At 43.0% G+C, this 17,630-nt stretch carries 14 protein-coding genes and 10 tRNA genes; 18 read left to right on the top strand and 6 right to left on the bottom strand.

Annotation, left to right across the window (positions count from 1 at the left end; translation table 11 throughout):
* The 3 genes from CXF86_RS13445 to CXF86_RS13435 all read right to left on the bottom strand — a co-directional run bounded on the left by CXF86_RS13445 (position 1) and on the right by CXF86_RS13435 (position 3,139).
* Positions 1–2,172: a putative bifunctional diguanylate cyclase/phosphodiesterase gene (locus CXF86_RS13445; protein ID WP_101092063.1), complete on the bottom strand. Its 2,172-nt coding sequence runs from the start codon at positions 2,170–2,172 to the stop codon at positions 1–3.
* A 132-nt stretch (positions 2,173–2,304) separates the two neighbouring features.
* On the bottom strand, positions 2,305–2,583 hold the full coding sequence (locus CXF86_RS13440) for a DUF406 family protein (RefSeq protein WP_102039207.1): 279 nt from the start codon (positions 2,581–2,583) through the stop codon (positions 2,305–2,307).
* A 73-nt stretch (positions 2,584–2,656) separates the two neighbouring features.
* A complete protein-coding gene (locus CXF86_RS13435; RefSeq protein ID WP_102039206.1) occupies positions 2,657–3,139 on the bottom strand; it encodes a VC2046/SO_2500 family protein in 483 nt (160 codons plus the stop codon).
* 141 nt (positions 3,140–3,280) lie between these two features.
* On the opposite strand from CXF86_RS13435, the gene CXF86_RS13430 reads away from it, so the two are divergent.
* From CXF86_RS13430 to CXF86_RS13410, 5 genes are all read left to right on the top strand, one after another.
* Positions 3,281–3,365, top strand: a tRNA-Tyr gene (locus CXF86_RS13430).
* 34 nt (positions 3,366–3,399) lie between these two features.
* A tRNA-Tyr gene (locus CXF86_RS13425) sits at positions 3,400–3,484 on the top strand.
* An 86-nt stretch (positions 3,485–3,570) separates the two neighbouring features.
* Positions 3,571–3,655 (top strand) — tRNA-Tyr (locus CXF86_RS13420).
* Between the two features lie 72 nt (positions 3,656–3,727).
* Positions 3,728–3,812 (top strand) — tRNA-Tyr (locus CXF86_RS13415).
* A 212-nt stretch (positions 3,813–4,024) separates the two neighbouring features.
* Positions 4,025–5,101 carry a PLP-dependent cysteine synthase family protein gene (locus CXF86_RS13410; protein ID WP_101092060.1) on the top strand — a complete coding sequence of 359 codons (1,077 nt, stop codon included), beginning with the start codon at positions 4,025–4,027 and terminating at the stop codon, positions 5,099–5,101.
* Between the two features lie 81 nt (positions 5,102–5,182).
* Here CXF86_RS13410 and queE read toward each other — a convergent pair whose 3' ends face one another.
* Complete coding sequence (gene queE, locus CXF86_RS13405) at positions 5,183–5,851, bottom strand: 7-carboxy-7-deazaguanine synthase QueE (protein ID WP_102039205.1); 669 nt, start codon at positions 5,849–5,851, stop codon at positions 5,183–5,185.
* 129 nt (positions 5,852–5,980) lie between these two features.
* Here queE and queC point away from each other — a divergent pair, with 129 nt between their 5' ends.
* Positions 5,981–6,667 (top strand): 7-cyano-7-deazaguanine synthase QueC, encoded by a 687-nt coding sequence (gene queC, locus CXF86_RS13400; protein ID WP_101092058.1) that lies wholly within the window; start codon positions 5,981–5,983, stop codon positions 6,665–6,667.
* A gap of 5 nt (positions 6,668–6,672) precedes the next feature.
* Positions 6,673–7,239, top strand: a complete 567-nt coding sequence (rrtA, locus tag CXF86_RS13395) for a rhombosortase (RefSeq protein ID WP_101092098.1) — start codon at positions 6,673–6,675, stop codon at positions 7,237–7,239.
* A gap of 46 nt (positions 7,240–7,285) precedes the next feature.
* Here rrtA and uvrB read toward each other — a convergent pair whose 3' ends face one another.
* Both uvrB and CXF86_RS23080 read right to left on the bottom strand, forming a co-directional pair.
* Complete coding sequence (uvrB, locus tag CXF86_RS13390) at positions 7,286–9,286, bottom strand: excinuclease ABC subunit UvrB (RefSeq protein WP_101092097.1); 2,001 nt, start codon at positions 9,284–9,286, stop codon at positions 7,286–7,288.
* 825 nt (positions 9,287–10,111) lie between these two features.
* Positions 10,112–10,243: a hypothetical protein gene (locus CXF86_RS23080; protein WP_257985351.1), complete on the bottom strand. Its 132-nt coding sequence runs from the start codon at positions 10,241–10,243 to the stop codon at positions 10,112–10,114.
* Between the two features lie 42 nt (positions 10,244–10,285).
* Here CXF86_RS23080 and CXF86_RS13385 point away from each other — a divergent pair.
* The 11 genes from CXF86_RS13385 to rsxD all read left to right on the top strand — a co-directional run bounded on the left by CXF86_RS13385 (position 10,286) and on the right by rsxD (position 17,530).
* Positions 10,286–10,361 (top strand) — tRNA-Asn (locus CXF86_RS13385).
* Between the two features lie 46 nt (positions 10,362–10,407).
* Positions 10,408–10,483 (top strand) — tRNA-Asn (locus CXF86_RS13380).
* A 37-nt stretch (positions 10,484–10,520) separates the two neighbouring features.
* Positions 10,521–10,596 (top strand) — tRNA-Asn (locus CXF86_RS13375).
* Positions 10,597–10,630: 34 nt separating this feature from the next.
* Positions 10,631–10,706 (top strand) — tRNA-Asn (locus CXF86_RS13370).
* Positions 10,707–10,738: 32 nt separating this feature from the next.
* Positions 10,739–10,814, top strand: a tRNA-Asn gene (locus CXF86_RS13365).
* A gap of 36 nt (positions 10,815–10,850) precedes the next feature.
* A tRNA-Asn gene (locus CXF86_RS13360) sits at positions 10,851–10,926 on the top strand.
* A gap of 183 nt (positions 10,927–11,109) precedes the next feature.
* Positions 11,110–13,026 (top strand): EAL domain-containing protein, encoded by a 1,917-nt coding sequence (locus CXF86_RS13355; protein ID WP_102039204.1) that lies wholly within the window; start codon positions 11,110–11,112, stop codon positions 13,024–13,026.
* A 114-nt stretch (positions 13,027–13,140) separates the two neighbouring features.
* Positions 13,141–13,719: an electron transport complex subunit RsxA gene (gene rsxA, locus CXF86_RS13350; RefSeq protein WP_101092056.1), complete on the top strand. Its 579-nt coding sequence runs from the start codon at positions 13,141–13,143 to the stop codon at positions 13,717–13,719.
* A gap of 2 nt (positions 13,720–13,721) precedes the next feature.
* Positions 13,722–14,291: an electron transport complex subunit RsxB gene (rsxB, locus tag CXF86_RS13345; RefSeq protein WP_101092055.1), complete on the top strand. Its 570-nt coding sequence runs from the start codon at positions 13,722–13,724 to the stop codon at positions 14,289–14,291.
* Positions 14,285–16,474 carry an electron transport complex subunit RsxC gene (gene rsxC, locus CXF86_RS13340; protein ID WP_102039203.1) on the top strand — a complete coding sequence of 730 codons (2,190 nt, stop codon included), beginning with the start codon at positions 14,285–14,287 and terminating at the stop codon, positions 16,472–16,474. Before rsxB ends, rsxC begins: the two co-directional genes overlap by 7 nt.
* A gap of 3 nt (positions 16,475–16,477) precedes the next feature.
* Positions 16,478–17,530, top strand: a complete 1,053-nt coding sequence (rsxD, locus tag CXF86_RS13335; protein ID WP_101092053.1) for an electron transport complex subunit RsxD — start codon at positions 16,478–16,480, stop codon at positions 17,528–17,530.
* Positions 17,531–17,630: the final 100 nt, after the last annotated feature.

Below are 17,630 nucleotides of genomic sequence, written 5' to 3'. Positions count from 1 at the left end.
TTAATGTACCAAGGTCGATTTAGCTAAAAAATCGCCAAACTCAGAGACTCTTAACGCTGGGCTGTATAAAAAGCCTTGTGCTTGGTGACAATGGTGCTCAGCTAAGAAAAGCTCCTGTTCTTTTGTCTCAACACCTTCTGCAGTAAGAGAAATATTTAGCGCAGACGCCATTGCAATAATCGCGCTAACAATTTCTCGGCTTTCATGGCTGACGCTTAGATCCGAGATAAATGAGCGGTCGATCTTAAGCTTACTAATGGGGAACTGTTTCAAATACCGCATTGAACTGTAGCCTGTACCAAAATCGTCTATGGCTAAACCGACACCCAACTCTGCTAACTCATTGCATAAATTGGTGGCTAAACGAATATCTTCCATCAATTCTGTCTCTGTAATTTCCAGAATTAAACTCTGTGGAGTCAACTTATAACGGCCAATTAGTTCCCAAACCTGCTCAAACAACGTCCCGCTAAAAAACTGTCTCGCAGAGACATTGACGTGCATTGAAATATCTATTTGACGATGCTGCCATAAATTTAGCTGTTTACATGCCGCTTCTAAAACCCATGCCCCTATATCGGTGATAAGCCCCGTTTGTTCTGCAATATCAATAAAAGCACCTGGATACAACACGCCTTTTTTAGGGTGATGCCATCGAATAAGTGCTTCTGCACCGATGTAAGTTTGTTTCTGCAAATCTTTTAACGGTTGATAGTAAAGTTCAAACTGGCGACCTTTTATTGCCACCGCTAAATCTCTCTCTATTTGAGCATCCTCTTTAAATGCATTAAGTAATGCAGAGTTAAAGACTTGAATGGCATCGCCTTGCTTATTTTTTGCATACTGCAAAGCAATATCAGCGCAAGTCAGTGCCGGAAAAAGTTGTTCAATCGAGGCGATATCAACAGAGGCTAAGGCGGGTTTGGGTTCTATCTGCTCGGTACCGATACTGACGGGGAGCTCTACTTGACGATATAGACGTTCAATTAAGGCGTTAATGACGTTAACATCACACGAATCAGCGATTAACACAGCAAACTCATCACTGCCAATACGCGCAATCTCTGTAATATGGTTAATATCGGCGAAGTGTCGAATTCGCCTAGCGACTTCAATCAGCATCAAATCGCCATTAGCATGACCATAGGTATCATTAAAACGTTTGAAACCACGCAGATCGATGAGTACTAGGTGACCCTCTTTGGCCTTATCTAATACGCAGCTAAAATGAGTACGATTATATAAGCCGGTTAAAGTACAGCGCCACGCCAACCTTTCTAATTCGCTCTGATGAAGGTGCTGTTCGGTACAGTTGTCTGCATTAATTAACGCAAAGTGATTGCCTCTTTCTGAGATAAACCGCTTTACGCTGAGCCGAACCCAATAATCTGAACCATCACGACGAACGAGTTTCATCTCCTCTTCAGAGCTTTCTCCAGCCCGTGCTTTTGCAAGCACACTCTCTGCTTTTTGAGGGAACTGTTTAAAAAAATCTAGCGCCTGAACAGGACGCCCAATGATTTGATCTTTGGGGATGTGAGTCAGCTCAAAATGGGCATGATTGACGTATTCGATACAGGCTGACGAAAGGTTCACCACCATCATAATCTGGTCAGACTGCTCGGTTGCAGACAAAAATAGCTTTAAGCGCTCATCTTTATCATAAGAGTATTGGGTTGCCAATGTGAGCGCGAGTTGGTCGGCGACTTGAGAGGCTAATTGGATCTCTGAGTCTTGCCAGGCAGGAGTTCCTGTATGACGCTCTAAGCTCAATACACCTTCTAAGTGACCATTGATCCTTATTGCAACTTCTAAAGCGGCTTTGACGTCGTGTTGCTGATAATAGCCATTGAGCTCTATAAGGCGACAATCTTCAACACAGTGGTCGGAAGCAACATGTCTGTTCACTCTAAGTTCTTCAACAAAGATAGGGCAAGCTAATGGTTGAGGGCGAGATTGGAGGGCGACATTTAGCGCAATAGCAGGTTCGGTGTATACCGTTTCTAACGTATTAGTGAGTTCACTTAAACCAGAAATAACAACTCGAGAGACCTCGAGCTGTTCAAAAAGTAACTCCGTAGACATTTTAGCCGTGGCGTGAAAGTCGCCTACTTGCTTTGCCTCTGAGTTAACAATCTGTTCTAAAAGTTTCTGGTATCTATGTTTCTTCACTCGATATCCTAAAGCAAGGCAAACAAAGGGTTCACCAAATGGTCGGAGAAATTAGCTTCATACTTGCGACTAATTTTTATAGCAAAGAAGATACCGAAAAACAGTGATACCAGCAAGACATACCGTTATTGCTTACAAACTATTCTCTAATTGAAAAATCATCTTTTCTGCACTAAATGAGAAGGTTAGCACCAAATTAACATCATTACCCGTTATTGATATTTCGCTACCAACATCAACAAAACGTTTGGTTGCTTTCTCTGCAACGACTTTAGCTGCATCTTCGCTAGAAAACGCTAATTCTAATACCGTGTCATGTTCATCGATCACTGCACCAACGTCAACAAAGCTACCACAATCATTACACGTGTCATTAACTAGATCAGATTGTGCCTTTTGAATATTTTTCATGTTAAGCCTCTTTCCTACACAAGATATATGTTCAGATTATATATCAGCTTAACGTGCGACAAAGGGATCATTCTCAAACTTGAGCAATTAATTCACTCATTTGACGTTGCATAACCAGTTGATCTACAAAATGGTTCAGTTTTACGGGCTGTTCTGTGGGTATGTTTTGATAACGAAGGCGTGTGTTGAGCTCGCAGTTTGCAATAACCTCTTCCATCTCTAGCGGTTCTTTACGCCGAATAACCAGCGCTTCTTCATGAATAGCATTGGCGAGTCTAAAGGAAGTTGTGCCACCACTTTGGAATGAAGAACTGTTATTGGTAATGTGGGTGTCACTGTTAAGTAGGTTTATCAACGGCTGGCTTTCGCCTAAGTTGAATTTAGCGCGTAAATCTACCTGTTTAAACTCAGGTGTTTGGAACTGTGCCATATCGCTAGCATCGGCAGATAGCAAAGAAAGCAATAAAGCAAACTCACCACGACGATTCGACTCGACAGCACTGTTAAGACGTGAGCCTAACTGTAATTCATTAACTAAAGGGTTAACTGCTTGCATAACACTCGATTAGCATAAAAAAAAACCTACAAAACAACCTGTTGATAGTTAATCGACCACTTAACCAAATACTTTAGACATTATTTCAAATTTAAGCTTTACACAGGAAAAAAATCTGACTACTATTGCCGCCGCAATTGAGGAGGGGTTCCCGAGTGGCCAAAGGGATCAGACTGTAAATCTGACGGCTCAGCCTTCGAAGGTTCGAATCCTTCTCCCTCCACCATTTGCGCACAATTAGTTAGTAGAAAGATATTCGTGGAGGGGTTCCCGAGTGGCCAAAGGGATCAGACTGTAAATCTGACGGCTCAGCCTTCGAAGGTTCGAATCCTTCTCCCTCCACCATTTCTATTTACGATTTGTGTTAAGTGTTAAGTGTTAAGTGTTAACCGCAGTAGGCCAATATTGTGGGTAAGATTAAAGTAAAATGTGGAGGGGTTCCCGAGTGGCCAAAGGGATCAGACTGTAAATCTGACGGCTCAGCCTTCGAAGGTTCGAATCCTTCTCCCTCCACCACTTTACTTTAAAGAGTTAAGAGTTAACCACAGTAGGCCAATATTGTGGACAGAATGAAAGTAAGAAAAATGTGGAGGGGTTCCCGAGTGGCCAAAGGGATCAGACTGTAAATCTGACGGCTCAGCCTTCGAAGGTTCGAATCCTTCTCCCTCCACCACTTCTTACTTCTCTAGCCAAAGATCAAATTCATTTAATCCTATGATATCCATCTCATAATTTAAAACTATCAAAGTTGTAAAATCAAGGTTAATCATTAGCTTACTTAACGTTGCCAAACCTCATTTCTGATTTTTATCTACCGTTTCTACTACCAATCCCTGATCAATTTCACTATGATTTAGCTTTGTTACTACCAGCTAAGGCCTTAACGTGACCAATTATTGGGTAAATCAAGCCATCGAAAAAATTGAGGCTGACTTTCAACGAAGTGCTGACACTCATCTCATCAAACTCGAAACACCGAGTTTGAGCGGAATAGATATTTATCTGAAAGATGAAAGTACCCACCCAACTGGTAGTTTAAAGCACCGTCTGGCCCGCTCTCTTTTTCTTTACGCTTTATGTAATGGCTGGATAAAAGAGAACACCACGGTGATAGAATCATCTTCGGGCAGTACCGCGGTATCAGAAGCCTACTTTGCTCGTTTACTTGGACTGCCCTTTATCGCAGTCATGCCAAGTAGTACCGCTAAGACAAAAATTCAGCAAATTGAATTCTACGGAGGACAATGCCATTTCGTTGACCACTCAAGTAAAATCTATGCCGAATCAGAACGACTAGCGCAAGAGCTTGATGGCCATTATATGGACCAGTTTACTTACGCAGAGCGTGCGACTGATTGGCGCGGCAACAATAATATTGCCAACGCTATTTTTAACCAGATGGAAAAAGAGCAACATTCAATTCCTACTTGGATAGTGATGAGCCCTGGCACGGGTGGCACCTCAGCAACAATAGGACGCTATATCCGCTACCAACGGTTAGCCACTAAACTTTGTGTTGTCGATCCTGAAAACTCAGTTTTCTTCGACTATTTCAACAATGGCGATAAAAAAATTACTTGTGTTAACGGCAGTAAGATAGAAGGTATAGGCCGACCAAGAGTGGAACCCTCTTTCATCCCTGGTGTAGTTGATGAAATGCGTAAAATCCCTGATCCAGCATCTATAGCGACCATCTATTGGCTAGAGAGCATCATTGGTCGCAAAACGGGTCCATCAACCGGCACTAACCTGTATGGCGTATTGCAGTTAGCCTCTGAAATGGCTAAGAAGGGACAAACAGGTTCTATCGTTACTCTTATCTGTGACTCTGGTGAGCGCTACCTAGATACTTATTACAGTCCTGAGTGGGTGCAAGCTAACATTGGTGACTTAACACCTTATAATGACGCTCTGAAGCAATTTAGTATGACTAGCGTGCTAGATTGCCCCTCTAAAACATAGTCTGTAAACAAGATCTAAAAAGCCCTAGTGAAATCACTCTCACTAGGGCTTTTTGCTATACCTTTATTAGTATATTACTGACTAATCAATATTTAAGTATTTATGGGTCTGTATCGATAAACGCCAATTACGCTCAATACAGGTTTTCATCGCCAGTTCAGTTGCTCTTGGCTTTTGGCTAATCGGTTGCAGGCATACGGTTTTACCCGTTAAGTCGATATCAGCCAACAGTTGGTCAAGCTCTTCAATGTGGTTGTTGGTCGCAACAGGGTGCTTTATCTCATTCGCGCGCTCAAGTGCTTGCGCTAAGACCTTATAACCGCCTTTCATATTAATTTTAGGTGAGACTGTCACCCAGGTATCACTGTCGCATAGAACGTCGAATGTACCACTGGTTTCTATCTGTGTTTGATAACCATTGTCATGCAAATATGCGGTCAATTCTGATAAGTCATATAGACATGGCTCACCACCAGTAATCACGATATGTTTTGCTGTAAAGCCTTTCTGCTTAAAAGCACTGACAAGCTGTTCACTTGAAAGCTCAGACCAGCGACCTATTGTGCCGTCAACTTGGATAACTAATTCAGGCTTAACCCGATTACTCTCCACTAACTCCCAAGTATGTTTGGTATCACACCATGCGCAGCCAACAGGACAACCTTGAAGCCTGACAAAGATAGCAGGCACACCGGTAAAATAGCCTTCGCCTTGTATTGTTTCAAACACTTCATTGACTGGATAGTTCATCTAATTTACCTCGTGATTAGCAGGGCGGCATTTATAGAGGATTTTTAACCGAGTCGCAAGTAGTTTAAAAGCGAGCGATGCTGCGTTAAACTGTCAGTTCTCATTAGAAATATAAATTGAAGCCTTACTATGTCCAAAGCTGTTGTCGTTTTTAGTGGTGGTCAAGATTCTACTACCTGTCTTATTCAAGCACTCACCCAATATGATGAAGTCCACACTGTGACCTTTGATTATGGTCAGCGTCACAGTCAAGAGATAGAAATAGCAAAGACTTTATCTAAACAGTTGGGCGCCATAAGCCATAAATTACTCGACGTTGGAATACTCAATGACCTAACAGTCAGTGCATTGACTCGTGATATACCTATCGAAGAAAACAAAGATAGTAATTCAATCCCAAATACTTTTGTTCCCGGGCGTAATATTCTATTTCTGACCCTTGCGGGGATCTATGCCTACCAGCTTGATGCTGACGTCATTATTACTGGCGTATGCGAGACAGACTTCTCTGGTTATCCTGATTGTAGAAATGAATTTATCAAGTCGATGCAAACAGCATTGATGCAGGGAATGGATAGACAATTAGAGATCAGCACGCCTTTAATGTGGCTTGATAAAGCCGAAACTTGGGCTCTTGCTGACAAATACGATAGTCTAGAGTTAGTGCGCCAGCAAACCTTAACGTGCTATAACGGCCTTAAAGGTGATGGTTGTGGTACCTGTCCTGCGTGTTTGTTACGTCAACGCGGCTTAGATGAATATTTAGCAAACCCAAAAGATATTCAAGCGCAATTAGCGGTTAAATGCACCAAATAACAACAATGGTAAAAAGCCCTTACGCTGTGGCTGCCATTATTAGCATCATTTGCATTGCTCTTTTTTATTTGGGCTTAGATGATCTTTTAGCCTATCGGCGTGATCTGATTTTTGATGGCCAATACTGGCGATTGTTAACCGGGAACTTTCTGCACACCAACGCCTGGCATTTGGTCATGAACTTGGCCGGTTTATGGGTGATACTGTTATTACATGAGCAACATTACCGCGCTAAATCGCTCGCGGTTATTATCGTCGCTTTAAGTTTAATGCAAGGTATTGGGCTGTTACTGTTTTTTCCTGAGACTAAAGGCTATGTCGGCCTCAGTGGCATGCTGCACGGATTATTTGTTTATGGTGCTGTACTTGATATCACTAAAGGATTGAAAACAGGTTACTTGCTTACGCTAGGGGTTATTTTAAAAGTTTTCTATGAACAAACATACGGTGCCAGTAGCGAAGTCACCGCGCTTATCGGCGCGAGAGTGGCAACTGAAGCACATTTTGTCGGACTGATTAGTGGTCTTATCTGTTTAGCCTCAGTATATGCCGTTAGGAAGTTAAAAAAATAGGGACTAGGTCCCTATTTTTCATTCTCTATATCATCACGGTTCATGGCTACGCTTTGATAAACTGCTCTCGCAATTGACCCACTCGATCTCTTACCGCTGCAGCTTCTTCAAATTCAAGATTCTTAGCATGCTCATGCATCTGTTTCTCAAGCTTATCAATCTCGTGGCTAATATCGGCGGGTTTAACCAGATAGTCAGCGCCCTGCTCTGCCACCTTGCGCGAGTTACCATACTGTTTGCTATCACCCACATCCATAACATCGGTAATACGCTTAATAACACCTCTAGGGGTAATTCCATTATCAAGGTTGTACTGGTGTTGCATCACTCTGCGGCGATTGGTTTCGGTAATCGCTTTATCCATAGACTTAGTTATGCGGTCACCGTAAAGAATGACTTTACCATTCACATTACGTGCAGCACGGCCAATTGTTTGGATAAGTGAACGCTCTGAGCGCAAAAAGCCCTCTTTATCTGCATCGAGAATGCACACTAATGACACTTCAGGCATGTCTAAGCCTTCACGCAGTAAGTTAATGCCAATCAGCACATCAAACACGCCGAGTCTGAGATCTCTGATGATTTCAACGCGCTCAACAGTATCGATATCCGAATGCAGATATCTGACTTTGACTCCATGTTCATCTAAATACTCAGATAAATCTTCAGACATTCTTTTGGTTAATGTCGTCACTAGCACTCGTTCGTTAACCGCCACTCGCTTAGCAATTTCTGAGAGTAGATCGTCAATCTGAGTCCCTACCGGCCTCACTTCAATCTCAGGATCCAACAAGCCCGTCGGCCGCACGACTTGTTGAGCAATTTCACCGTCTGATTTATTAATCTCATAATCACTCGGCGTAGCTGATACAAAAATGCTCTGTGGCATTAAGGCTTCAAACTCTTCAAATTTTAACGGACGATTATCAAGTGCTGATGGTAAGCGAAAGCCATATTCAACAAGGTTCATCTTGCGAGAACGGTCACCTTTGTACATCGCCCCAATTTGCGGAACGGTCACGTGAGACTCATCGATAATTAATAAACCATCTTTGGGTAAGTAATCGAGCAAGGTTGGTGGTCCATCGCCCGAAGCTCGTCCCGAGAGATAGCGTGAGTAGTTTTCGATCCCCGAGCAATATCCGAGCTCTGTCATCATCTCAATATCATATTGCACGCGCTCGGTAATACGTTGCTCTTCAATCAGCTTATTGAGTTCCAGTAGCTGCTTCTTACGGTCTCTTAACTCTTCTTTGATGTACTCTGTTGCGGCGAGTATAGATTCACGCGGCGTAACATAGTGACTCTTAGGGTATACGGTAATACGGGCAATACGCTTAACAATGTGCCCCGTTAACGGATCAAACAGGCTCAGTCGCTCAATCTCATCATCAAAAAGCTCTACTCTAATGGCATGTTTATCGGAATCTGCAGGGAATACGTCAATAACCTCACCGCGAACACGGTAAGTACCGCGCTGAAGATCGGTATCATTGCGCTTATATTGCAGTTCACTGAGTCGTTTCAGCATATCGCGCTGTTCCATTATCGCTCCTTCTCGAAGGTGCAATAACATTTTCATATAGGCTTTTGGATCACCCAAGCCGTAGATAGCAGAAACAGAGGCTATGAGGACTACGTCTTTACGCTCGAGCAGTGCCTTGGTTGCTGACAAACGCATCTGTTCAATGTGTGCGTTGACCGAGGCATCCTTTTCGATAAAGGTACCGGTAGAGGGAACATAAGCTTCAGGCTGGTAATAGTCATAGTAAGAAACAAAGTACTCAACGGCATTATGTGGAAAGAACTCTTTCATCTCACCATAGAGTTGAGCTGCCAGTGTCTTGTTGGGTGCCATGATAATAGTCGGTCGAGACATTTGTTCTATCACATTGGCGATAGTAAACGTTTTTCCTGAGCCAGTAACACCTAATAAGGTTTGACTGGCAACCCCAGACTCTAATCCATCGACAAGCTGTTTAATTGCCGTAGGTTGATCGCCCGCAGGTTGGTATTGCGATTCCAATTGAAATACAGATTCAGACACTAGGTTATGCTTCCTCATTTTACTTGGGCGCATTTTACCCTATTTAACACTAAGATGGCATGAACCGTAAAATTATCACCGATACAGAAGATTCAACAATGTAGGTAACAGCAGAGGTTATTGCTATATATACGGCTATCCAAAGTGAGCCCTGTACATAGCCTTCACATTAATCGCATTGATATCATGAGCGTTTAAGGTCAGTTCAACTCTTATGGGCTAGTTTTCCACCTTTAATCCAATCTAACGAATATCGACCACCACAAAGTTTATAAGCATCACTTTATATTAGAAATAATGCGCTCAGCAGAATGTACTTCTTACTAAACGCTCTTACACCAATGTTATTACCGTTTATGATTAATCATATGAAAGTTTGTGACAAGATAACAATCAAGTACTTAGCAAGGGATATTAGGCTACAACGGCCTAGAACAGGCACTTTAATTCACAATTCGACCACAATAAGCGGTTACAATTTGGCAACACCCTCTGAATGGCAAAAAATTAACTGTTGATTTTTACATCAGTCTGTTTTTAAACAATAAAAAAAAAACTCGACAAAATTGCTCATTTTAAGCTCAAGCCCCTATTCATAGGCCTTAGCAACCGATTTTTTCACTTAACCCACAGGCTTATCCACAGATTTAGTGGATAACTCACTCTAGCCTTGTTATAGCGGGACTTTTAACCAATACTGCTACTGAAGCTTTATGTAGCAAGATTTTGTAATTTTATTACATATGAAGTGCTCGTACTCTTCTGTTTGAAGCATTGTTTTTCTCTATATACTTTGAAAGTAATCGAAAACTACGATTAACTCATTCACTTGCGTTCTAGCTGTTCAGTTAATGACAAATATGGTGCATTCATCACCATGATGCACATTTGATGAACACTTAACCGCATAAATTCACTTTTTTTCCATTGTCGAGTTGACTCAGTAGTAAGAGCCATTTAATATGCGCTCCGTCTTCAACGAGACATAACTTAAACGATTCCCCTGTAGTTCAGCTGGTAGAACGGCGGACTGTTAATCCGTATGTCACTGGTTCGAGTCCAGTCTGGGGAGCCAAAGTTTAAGTTAATCAGATATTTATCTGGTAATATAAAAGAGCAATTCCCCTGTAGTTCAGTTGGTAGAACGGCGGACTGTTAATCCGTATGTCACTGGTTCGAGTCCAGTCCGGGGAGCCACTTTTATATCACCGTTAAATATTGGTAAAAATGCAATTCCCCTGTAGTTCAGTTGGTAGAACGGCGGACTGTTAATCCGTATGTCACTGGTTCGAGTCCAGTCCGGGGAGCCACATTTTTATCAGCGTAAAAGAAGTAAAATGCGATTCCCCTGTAGTTCAGTTGGTAGAACGGCGGACTGTTAATCCGTATGTCACTGGTTCGAGTCCAGTCCGGGGAGCCAACATTTTATTTAAGATTTAGATTTAAAGCGATTCCCCTGTAGTTCAGTTGGTAGAACGGCGGACTGTTAATCCGTATGTCACTGGTTCGAGTCCAGTCCGGGGAGCCAATTTAAAGATAAGTTAGATATAGGTAGTACTGTGATTCCCCTGTAGTTCAGTTGGTAGAACGGCGGACTGTTAATCCGTATGTCACTGGTTCGAGTCCAGTCTGGGGAGCCAACCTTATCTAAATTAATCTCTGCTTTTCCATAACAAGCCTCTCGATAATCAAGAAATAATCGTTCAAATAAAACACTCATCAAACAAAGCAACTGATATTCAATCTAAAACCTGTTTATAATACCCATAGAGATACACCTTTTTAGAACAATTTTGTCTTCTATGATTGTGAATGGACTCATTATGACCAGCTTCAGATACTCTCAACTTTTTTTAGTGTTCGTTTTCTGCGGGCTCACCTTCATTACCTATTCAATCAATCAAGCTGATTTTGCCCATAGTCGCGAGCAAGAACTCACAAAATATACTGCAAGTATTGCGACCCAAAGCAATTGGCAAGGCAATGGCAAGGCGTTATACCAACATTTGACGACGAGTTTTAATTTTCAGTTCTTCCAATACATCGACACCAATGACAGTGACAATAGCTTCACTCACGGCAAGTTACTTGCTGAAAGTAGAAGTATTATTAAAAATATATATCAGATTGATATCCCGTTAACCCGAACACTCGCTAATGGTCGATTACAGGTCAAGCTTGCCATAGACAAAGAGCTCACTGCAGTATCCAATCGATTTCAATATCAACTGCTGTTAATTTGGGGCACCTTCCTACTCATCAGTGTTTTTAATGTGTTACTCGCGGCACTCCACGCTAAAAAGTTGCGCTACAGTTGCAAAATAATCGATGACTTACCCAATTTTACTTTCCATGCGATTCAAAAATCTAAATTAAAGGGAGAGTTCACTCCATTAGCAAAAGTGCTAGAGTCATGCCAAAGCAATCTAAAAGCTAAAGTGGATGAGTTTAATGATGCCCATGAAAAGCTCACTAGAGTCGCCTTTCAGGACCCAGTCACGGGCTTCGGTACACGCGCTAAATTCACTGAAAAGTTAAATGAAATATGTTTGCCTAACAGCCAACAATTAGGTGTACTGGCTATCGTTAGAGCGACTGAGCTTGCCGTCATCAACCAGCTACATGGGCGTGAAGCGGGTGATGATTATTTAACACGCATAGCCAACCACATCAGAAAGTCTTTAGTTAAATCACCCAATGCTTATTTTTATCGCATATCGACTGCTGATTTTGCACTCATATTACCCGACATATCCTTAAAAGATGGCACCACTATTATCGAGGAGCTTAAAGTTGCCTTTGATGAGTACCAACAAAATTTGGGCACCGATTCTGTCGCCTACATAGGTTTATGCCCTTATCTGCAAGGCTCTGATCCCGTGTCATTAATGACATTAGCCGATACTGCCGTCAGTATTGCGCAAACACTTGGCCCAAATAGTTTTCATGTACAGCAGAAGCTGTCGGGTGATGAACTGTTTGGTGATAGCCGTTGGAAAATCGCAATCGATGATATTCTAAAACGGAAAGCGATAAAATTTTACGCTCAGCCTATTCGTCCCTGCCGAACTAATATTGAGTCTTACCGAGAGCTGTTGTCTCGCTTTTACAACGATCAAGGTAAATTCTTACCCACTACCACGGTTATCGCGATGGCAGAGCGCCATGGCATGAGTGAAGAACTTGATAAACTAGTGATATTAAAAACGCTGAGCACGCTCATTAATATGCCTTCGCTTACGGGCCTATTTGGGATCAATATCAGCTCATCATCCGCAAACCAAGAAAGCTTTGTCGCTTGGCTCAAAAACATTTTGGTTCGCCAACGACATTTGGCCGCTAGACTTGTTTTTGAAGTCAGTGAATCGGGGATGCAAACCAACTTATCTGCGACATATCATTTCATCAATGAAGTGCATAGTGTTGGCGCTCGAGTATCGATTGAAAGATTTGGTCTCGGCTTTACCTCGTTCAAGTTTTTTAAAGATGTTCGCCCAGACTTTATCAAGTTAGATGGTAGTTATACTCGAGGTATTATTTCGGACACACATAATCAGTTTTTTGTGAAAATGATCATTGATATAGCAAGAAAACTGATGATTAAAGTGATTGCGACCAGCGTCGAAAATCAACAAGAAAAATTGGCCATGGAGCAGCTATTACTCGATGGGCTTCAAGGATACTATATTGCGAAGCCAACGCCGTTAATCACCGTGAGTAAGAGCGGAAAATTGAAATAGTGCGTTAATTTCACCCACAAGAAATCAAATTTATTTGTCCTTGTTTTCTTTGTGTTGTTTATAGTGTCGGAAAAGCCGATAATAGCGCTAAGATTGTCTAAAAAATGAATTGAGATGAGTGAATATCTCCTATTGTTGGTCGGCACGGTGCTGGTCAATAACTTTGTATTAGTAAAATTCCTAGGTTTATGCCCTTTTATGGGGGTGTCCAGCAAACTTGAGTCTGCTATTGGTATGTCCATGGCGACCACATTTGTGTTGACGCTCGCGTCTATTCTCAGCTATCTAGTAAACCAATACCTGCTATTACCTTTTGATCTCGGTTACTTGAGGACAATGAGCTTTATTTTAGTTATCGCCGTGGTTGTTCAATTTACCGAAATGTTAGTACAAAAAACCAGTGCTTCATTACATCGCGCGTTAGGTATTTACTTACCCTTGATCACCACAAACTGCGCAGTACTTGGTGTTGCCCTGCTCAATATTAATGAAGACCATAATTTTTTTGAGTCTGCCATATTCGGTTTCGGTGCAGCGGTTGGATTTTCGTTAGTCTTGATCCTATTTTCAGCAATGCGTGAACGACTCGCCGCTGCAGATATACCCGCCCCGTTTCAAGGTGGCGCTATCGCAATGGTAACCGCGGGTCTTATGTCCCTTGCATTTATGGGCTTTACAGGGTTGGTTAAATAAACATGTCAGGTATTGTCATTGCTGTTGTTGTTCTCACAGTACTCGCGCTTGTCTTTGGTATTTTGCTGGGATTTGCCGCTGAAAAATTTAAAGTTGAAGGAGATCCGCTTGCAGAGCAAGTGGAAGCATTACTGCCCCAAACACAATGTGGTCAATGTGGGTATCCGGGTTGCAAGCCTTATGCTGATGCTATTGCCAATGGTGATAAGATCAATAAATGCCCCCCGGGTGGCACTGCCACAATGGAGAAGATTGCTGATCTCCTTGGCGTAGATCCTGAGCCTCTCAACGCCACAGAGGAAGTCCAAGAGAAAAAAGTCGCCTATATACGTGAAGACGAATGCATAGGATGTACTAAATGCATTCAAGCTTGCCCTGTCGATGCCATTTTAGGGTCAGGAAAGCTGATGCATACTGTCATTATCGATTATTGCACCGGTTGCGATCTATGCGTTGCTCCCTGCCCTGTAGATTGTATTGATATGCTTCCCATCGAACAAACAACTAAGACCTGGAATTGGCAGTTAAATGCGATTCCAGTAACACAAGTGCAAGAGGATCCGCAGTGCTAACTTTATTAGAACAAGTTGATAAAGGAACGCTTTGGCGCTCGCATGGTGGTATCCACCCCCCAGAGTTAAAAACGCTATCAAATAAGACCGCTATTGCCGATTTCCCCTTAGCAAAGCAATTTGTCATTCCTGTTCCACAAGTGGGCGATAGTGCGTTGCTTAGTATCAACGCCGGTGAGCGGGTATTAAAAGGCCAAGCACTGACAACAGGCACCAGTTTCTCTCATTGTCCTGTGCACGCACCGACTTCAGGCACCATTACAGCCATTAAACAGATGCCCAGCAATCATGCTTCTGGCTTACCTGTTTTAAGCTGTGTGCTCGCCGCTGACGGACAAGATGAAGCTATCGAAGCCATTACCAGTGACGTTTCCGCGTTGGACAATCAACAGATCTTAAAAAAGATCCAAGACGCTGGTATAGCTGGCCTCGGTGGAGCCGCATTTCCGACCCACATAAAACTACGACCAGCGAGCGACATTGAGCTCGTGATCATCAACGGTATTGAGTGTGAACCTTACATCACGTCCGATGATAGATTAATGCAAGAGCATAGCGATCAAATCCTGTCCGGCATCGCCATTATTGAACGCTTATTGACCCCTAAACGGATCATTATCGCCATTGAAGATAATAAACCCGAAGCCAGTGAAGCAATGCAGCATTCACTCAATCGAAGCGAACTGTCCAGTGACCAAGTTAGGATCACAAAAGTACCCACAAAATACCCATCTGGCGGTGAGAAACAGTTAATCCAAATTTTAACCGGTCAAGAAGTACCTTCAGGCGCAATACCCGCCCAGCTTGGTATGCTGGTACAAAATGTAGGTACCGCATACGCAATACAAGATGCTGTCATTAATGGAAAACCACTCACATCAAGAGTGGTCACGGTTACTGGACTTAATAGCGAAAATCCTGGTAACTACTGGATGCCGATAGGCACGCCGATTGAGCATATTCTTCACACTAACGGCTTTAAAGGCGATCTAAACCAAGATAAAGTCATTATCGGCGGCCCAATGATGGGCCACTTATTACCTGATGTCGCAGCGCCGGTGCTTAAAGGCACCAACTGTGTATTATTGCCAAGCAGTGAAGAGATCGCAGAAGAACAACATGAAATGCCTTGCATTCGTTGCGGAGAATGCGCCGTAGTATGCCCTGCATTGCTATTACCACAGCAGCTTTTTTGGCATGCTCAAGCAGAGGAATATGACAAAGCCGCTAGCTTTAATCTTCGTGATTGTATTGAGTGCGGTTGCTGCAGTTATGTTTGTCCAAGTGACATTCCATTAGTTGAATATTATCGCGTCGCTAAATCTGCACTGCGTACACAATCTGAAGAGAAAAAACAGGCGGATTTAGCCAAACAACGTTTTGATGCGAGACAGCAACGACTGGAAGATGAAAAACTCGCTCGAGAAACTAAAGCAAAAGAAGCTGCCGAACGTCGTAAAAATAACATGGGGAGCACCGACAACAATGCGGTGGCAGAAGCCATGGCACGCATTAAGGCGAAGAAAGCCGCCGAGTCGAATGCTGGAGACACCACTGCAACGGACGCTGTTCAAGATAAAAAGGCGCAAATAGCCGCCGCGGTTGCTCGTGCAAAGGCTAAGAAAGCCTCTCCTGCTGCAACGAATAAACAGCCAGCTGACTCCGACGATGTAGAAGTCGACGAGAGCAATGATAAAAAAGCTAAAGTAAACGCGGCCATTGCCAGAGCAAAAGCCAAAAAGGCACAACAAAACACAACGGTGGTGAAGTCTCTCGACGTTACAGAAGAAGCTCATTCTGTAGATGCTGTAGACGAAAAGAAAGCGAAAGTGGCCGCCGCTATCGCTCGCGCCAAGGCAAAGAAACTACGACAGCTTGATGCAGAGCCAGTTCAAAACAACGCGGTAGTAGCTGAATTGGTCACTAAAACAGAGTTACAGCTCTCGCCTGAAGAGATCAAAAAAGCCCGTATTGCTGCAGCTATCGCCAAGGCGAAAGCAAAAAAGCAGTCCGCTGTTATTGATGCGTCAGCACCGACGCAAAGTAGCGTGCTAGATAACGATTTAGGGACTCTGACAGAAATAGCACTCTCACCAGAGGATATCAAAAAAGCCCGTATTGCTGCAGCTGTCGCCAAGGCGAAAGCAAAAAAAGCGCAAGCCAAATTGGAAGAGAAGGAATAATTCATGGCATTTAAGTTAGCTTCATCGCCACACTTAAAAGTGCAGCTGCAAACCCAAAGTGTGATGCGAAGAGTCATTTTGTGTGCACTCCCCGGTATCGCTACCCAGTTTTACTTTTTTGGCTGGGGTGTTTTGATCCAAGTATTACTGGCGATTGCTGTTGCTTTGCTCAGTGAATCAGCCGTACTCAAGCTAAGAAAGCGTCCTGTTCGACCGACCATAAGCGACAATAGCGCGGTCCTTACGGCGTTATTAATCGGGGTCTCAATCCCCTCAATAGCACCTTGGTGGGTCGTAGTGATAGGTACTGTCTTTGCCATTGTCATCGTCAAACACCTATACGGTGGCTTAGGGCAAAATATATTTAATCCCGCGATGGCAGCCTATGTCATGTTACTGATCTCCTTTCCAGTACAAATGACCAGTTGGGCAGTACCGTTATCATTAGCGTCAACGCCAATGGATTTAGGGTTAACACTCAAAGCCATTTTTGGAACCATGACGTCAGAGCAACTCAATATATACAAATTGGGTTTTGACGGCATAGCAATGGCGACGCCTCTCGATACAGTAAAGACTGACTTATCACTTGGATTAACCATTACAGAAAGCCTAACGAAAGCCATTTTCTCTGACGGTTACGGCGTAGGTTGGTTTTGGGTAAATATTGCCTACTTACTTGGCGGCCTCGCCATGCTTAAATTAAAAGTTATCCGATGGCAGATAAGTGTCGGCATTATTGCCTCTCTTTTTGTATGCAGTAGCTTTGGTTACTTATTAAGCCCAGACACACACATTGGTCCATTATTCCAACTGTTTTCAGGCGCAACGATGCTGGCCGTATTCTTTATCGCCACCGATCCGGTCACCGCGGCAACCAGCGTACGAGGTAGATTGCTATTTGGTGCCTTAATCGGAGTATTAGTTTATGTTATCCGTACTTATGGTGGCTATCCAGACGCATTTGCCTTCGCGGTTTTACTGGCGAACCTATGTGCACCTTTCATCGATTATTATGTAAAACCACGTAGCTACGGGCATCGCTCTGGAAACTAATCGCCGTTAAATGGCGAGTAAAACAGCGGAACTTAAGTCAAATAGGTGCCATCAAGACTGTGTTTAGAGGCTATATTTTGAAAATCAGTTTAGAGACAAT

This window comes from Shewanella sp. GutCb, from assembly GCF_002836135.1.
Taxonomy (GTDB): Bacteria; Pseudomonadota; Gammaproteobacteria; order Enterobacterales; family Shewanellaceae; genus Shewanella.
The sequence above is the reverse complement of the archived record's forward strand: the minus strand, read 5'-3'. Positions and strand labels throughout refer to the sequence as shown.

Excerpts from the sequence above, each read along its gene's own strand:
- CXF86_RS13440 (WP_102039207.1), bottom strand. The coding sequence starts at position 2,583 with ATGAAAAATATTCAAAAGGCACAATCTGATCTAGTTAATGACACGTGT.
- CXF86_RS13435 (WP_102039206.1), bottom strand. The coding sequence starts at position 3,139 with ATGCAAGCAGTTAACCCTTTAGTTAATGAATTACAGTTAGGCTCACGT.
- queE (WP_102039205.1), bottom strand. The coding sequence starts at position 5,851 with ATGAACTATCCAGTCAATGAAGTGTTTGAAACAATACAAGGCGAAGGC.
- queC (WP_101092058.1), top strand. The coding sequence starts at position 5,981 with ATGTCCAAAGCTGTTGTCGTTTTTAGTGGTGGTCAAGATTCTACTACC.
- rrtA (WP_101092098.1), top strand. The coding sequence starts at position 6,673 with ATGGTAAAAAGCCCTTACGCTGTGGCTGCCATTATTAGCATCATTTGC.
- CXF86_RS23080 (WP_257985351.1), bottom strand. The coding sequence starts at position 10,243 with ATGGCTCTTACTACTGAGTCAACTCGACAATGGAAAAAAAGTGAATTT.
- CXF86_RS13355 (WP_102039204.1), top strand. The coding sequence starts at position 11,110 with ATGACCAGCTTCAGATACTCTCAACTTTTTTTAGTGTTCGTTTTCTGC.
- rsxA (WP_101092056.1), top strand. The coding sequence starts at position 13,141 with ATGAGTGAATATCTCCTATTGTTGGTCGGCACGGTGCTGGTCAATAAC.
- rsxB (WP_101092055.1), top strand. The coding sequence starts at position 13,722 with ATGTCAGGTATTGTCATTGCTGTTGTTGTTCTCACAGTACTCGCGCTT.
- rsxD (WP_101092053.1), top strand. The coding sequence starts at position 16,478 with ATGGCATTTAAGTTAGCTTCATCGCCACACTTAAAAGTGCAGCTGCAA.